Annotated in this window: 1 protein-coding gene and 1 tRNA gene; both read right to left on the bottom strand. The window is 61.0% G+C overall.

What is annotated here, in order from left to right; all coding sequences use genetic code 11:
- Positions 1-24: 24 nt before the first annotated feature.
- Positions 25-98 (bottom strand) — tRNA-Val (locus SGJ19_02645).
- A gap of 72 nt (positions 99-170) precedes the next feature.
- The gene (locus tag SGJ19_02640; protein MDZ4779131.1) at positions 171-3530 is read right to left on the bottom strand and encodes a hypothetical protein; all 3360 of its coding nucleotides are present in this window, start codon (positions 3528-3530) and stop codon (positions 171-173) included.
- Between the last annotated feature and the right edge of the window lie 273 nt (positions 3531-3803).

Here is a 3803-nt window from a genome sequence, read left to right as displayed (position 1 = left end):
TCATCCGTAAGTCCTAATGCGAGATGGGCGGTACAGGGCTCGAACCTGTGACCCCCAGCGTGTCATGCTGGTGCGCTAGCCAACTGCGCCAACCGCCCGTTTGGTTAAGTCAAAAATGCTAACCTCGGGCGGCCCTTCATACAAGTCGGGCCGCCGAGGTTTGTTGTGGCTCAGACTGACGCGGGGTCGAGCAGGACATCGCTAAACATCGTATCGCGACGATTTCCAAACAGCGGCTCGCTTGTGGTCAACTTTGCGGGAGTTGGCAAATCCGTCAATTGGCCGTCGTTGAACGGCGTGCGGTTGAGCGGCGCGGCCGCGAGGACCGTGCCGAACTTGCTGGCCAGAATCGTGAAATCATCGAGGCTCACCGTGCGGTCGTAGTTGAAGTCGCCGTTGCTAAACGTGCGATTCGTCTGGCCAAAACTGGAGGCCAGCCTGGTGAAGTCGTCGAGGTTCACGGCCCGATCGCGGTTGGCATCGCCGGCGAGGGCGAAGAAATTGAGGTCGTACGCAGCGGCGAGCGGGTTGGCGGAGGCGTCGCGGACCGAGCCTGCGAGCAGCGTCGCTCGATAGTTGCCGTCGGGCAGCACGCCGTTAGCGACTGTGTAGCCGATTCGGTGCGTCGCCGCATCGTAAAATGTGCCGCCGATGGCGATTTGCGAGCCGTCAATCGCTGTAATGACGACGTCTGCCACGTCGATGCTGCCGGCGATGTCCTGATTCATCGTGAACGAGACGCCGGTGGGCTTGATCTCGTATTGGAACGCCGACGCGGTGACGAGCGGAGGGGAGTTATCAGTCACGGCGGCGGTTTTGAAGAACAGGCCGTAGTTGCCGCCGGATGGGTCTTCCTGGCGTTCTTCGACGGGCAAATAGGTGCGGATGAGATACGTGCCGGGATTGAGATTGACACTAAGGCTGGTGACGACGCCCTGATTTGTGCCCACGCCACCAATTCGGCGGAAGTTCCCAAAGCCGTCGTCCTGTCCGACCGCCACGCCCATGCCCGGGCCGTTGATCGACACGTCGAAGCGGGATCGCCCGGCCAGCGTGAAGCGGAAGTAATCCTCGGTGTTGTTCTGGGTCGCATCCGCCGGGTCGTAGCCCAGGTAATTGACCAGAAACGATTGCGTGGAGAGAACGGTGATGTTCCCGGCGGTCGCGGGCGTGGTCCAGGTGTTGATCGCGCCGTTGGTGTTGTAGGTCAGCTTGTAGTTTCCGTTGGAGAAGAATTCTCCGGAGAACACCGTCGCCACGCGCAGATAGTAGGTCCCGCCGGCGATCACGCTGTAGCTCAGAAGCTGACCCGTGAAGCCGCTGGCGACGACTTCGCCGGCCTCTACGGCGCCGTTGTTATTGCCGTCGCGAACAATTTCGAGTCTGTGGTTTGCGCCCAGATCGATCCCGTTGAACCTCGCCTGCATCTGTCCGATCGGCGGCGCAATCTTGAACGTGTCGAAGAAGTCCACCGACTCGCCCAGGTATTCGTAGATGGTGCCGGCCAATCGGGCCGTCAGATCACGCGCCCCGACCAGCGAGCCGTTCACATTGCCTCCGGTCGCGTAGTCGGCGATCGCTTGCAGCGAATAGTTGCTCGAAGAGCCGGCCACCTGCGGCGTGACGCGGACGAGATACGTCTGCGCTTCGCCGGCCACGACGTTCTGAAGGAATTCGCTGCTGCCGGTGCCGGGGCTGTTCGCGCTGTTGGTGATCTCCAGACCGTCGAGCACGCCGTTGGCGTTGGTATCGCGGCCCACGTCCAGCCGGAGATCGCCCGAGCCGACGTTGTTCAGGTAGAAGCTGAACAGCCCGCTGACCTCTGCGGTCACGCGATAGTAGTCGGTGGTGTCGGAAGCCAAGGCGTCGATCGATTCGTACACGAACTTCCCGCCGACCAGGGGTTGCGGGTCGAACGTGGCAGGACTGACCGACGAGGGCAGGGTGGCCGGCGCCGCGTCGGTGTTGATGCGGAGCTGATAGTTTCCCGCTCCCGCGGCGCTGGCCTTCATGACCCGGACGTAATACATCGTGTTGCCGTTGACCGTGCTGCTGGTGAGGAATTGATCGCCTGTTCCGGGATTGGTGGCGTTGAGAATTTCGCCAATTTCAATGATGCCGTTGCCGTTGAGGTCGTTGTAGAGCGCGACGCTGGCGCTCGTCGTCAGGCTTCCAAGCCGCACATAGACCTGTTTGGTGTTGCCCGGCGCGCGGAACTTGTAATAGTCGATCGTATCGGTGGAGGCGAGGCTGTCGTTGATGGTCGAGGTCCCCCCGTAGCCGATGGGTCCCCAGACCGTCGCATCCGTGTTGCCGAAAGCGTAAAGCTGCGTGGCGGTACTGACGGTGTCATTAAACGCGGTGACCACCAGACCGGCTCGCGCGTTGAGGCGATATTGCCCGATGTCGCCGTAAAAGCCTGAACCGCTGATCGAGACATAATACGTACCGGCGTTGAGCTGGTTAATCTGAATGCGCTCGCCGACGCCGTCGGAGCCATCGTTGGTGGTGCTGATTTCGACGAACTGGTTCGACGAATTCAGCAGCGCCATGCGTGGATCAAGCATTCTTCCGAACTCGGCTGCGAGAACTTCAACATCCAGCGACCCGCCTGTGTGGTTGATTCGGTAAACGTCCAGGTCGGGCATTTGCTCGATAACGCCCGCGGCAGCGCCTTCGAGCACGCCGCTGCCCGAGGTTAGCGTAAGTGTGGTCGCGACGCCGATCGAGTTGCCGACGTCATCGGCGCGGAACGTGAAGCCGTTGCCGCTGGTGATCCGCGTCAGATCGTTCTGCGAGCCTTCGTTCTGCACGCCGTCATCGTTGCGGCTGGTGGCGACCGTGCCGCTGACTGCGGTGTTGGCCCACCGCCCGCCCGAGCCCATGATGAATCCCGTGGCGTACTCATTTGTTTTTATTGAAATGGGGGGAAACGAATGGTGATAGAGGTCCAGCGTGTGCCCGGCCTCGTGGGAGGCGGCATCGATGATGTAACTGGGGTTCGACGTCGGGGTTTGGCCGTTCCAGACGAACGCGACGTTCCCGCTGTTGACATCGGTGAACCCTTCTTCGCCCCATCCGCCGATGCTGGCGACCCCGCCGCCCTTGCCATACCAGGCGCCGTCCCCGCCGATCACCACGCGCACGCCGTTGATCGTCGGCGGCCGAACCGTCGTCACATCGAGGTCGAACGGCGAATACTTTTCCGAAACGCCCTTCCAGATTTGCAGGATATTGGCCACTTCCTGATTGCTGTAGGCGTTGTTGTTGCCATCAATGTCGTAGGCCTGGGTTGCCGTGACGCTTTTCCCGCCGAATTCCCACCAGCCGTTCCAATTATCAATTGCGCCATGGCCGTTGAAATCGAGGTAAAGCTTGCGATTAGCCCCCGGTCGGCTGCTATACGCCGGGACGGTCAGGACGTCCACGCTTTCAGGACCCGACGACCCCGACGGAGCGCCGAAGACCGCCACGCCGCCAACATCGTCGTCGGGCGGCGACGTGCTGAACCCCGCGATGTCGTGATCCATGCAGAAAAGTCGGCGAGCCTCCAAAGCCGCACATTCGATGATCGCACGAGAAGACCTATTTTTCATGGCAAACCCTCTCTGCAGATTGGTATCCAACCGCGACATTCTCCGCCAGCCGTGCCGGCGATTCGTCGCTATTTTGACTCCCTGAAGAGAAGTAGGCCGGTAGTGACCGGGACCAAGCGCGGTTTAGGAAAGAATTTTCGGAATATTCCGCTGGCGGTCGGCCCCGGGTGGATCACCGTGGGTCAAATCACCCCACCGGCGGTTCTT

It is taken from the genome of Planctomycetia bacterium, from assembly GCA_034440135.1.
GTDB lineage: Bacteria > Planctomycetota > Planctomycetia > Pirellulales > JALHLM01 > JALHLM01.
This window is presented reverse-complemented; position numbering and strand designations above follow the sequence as displayed.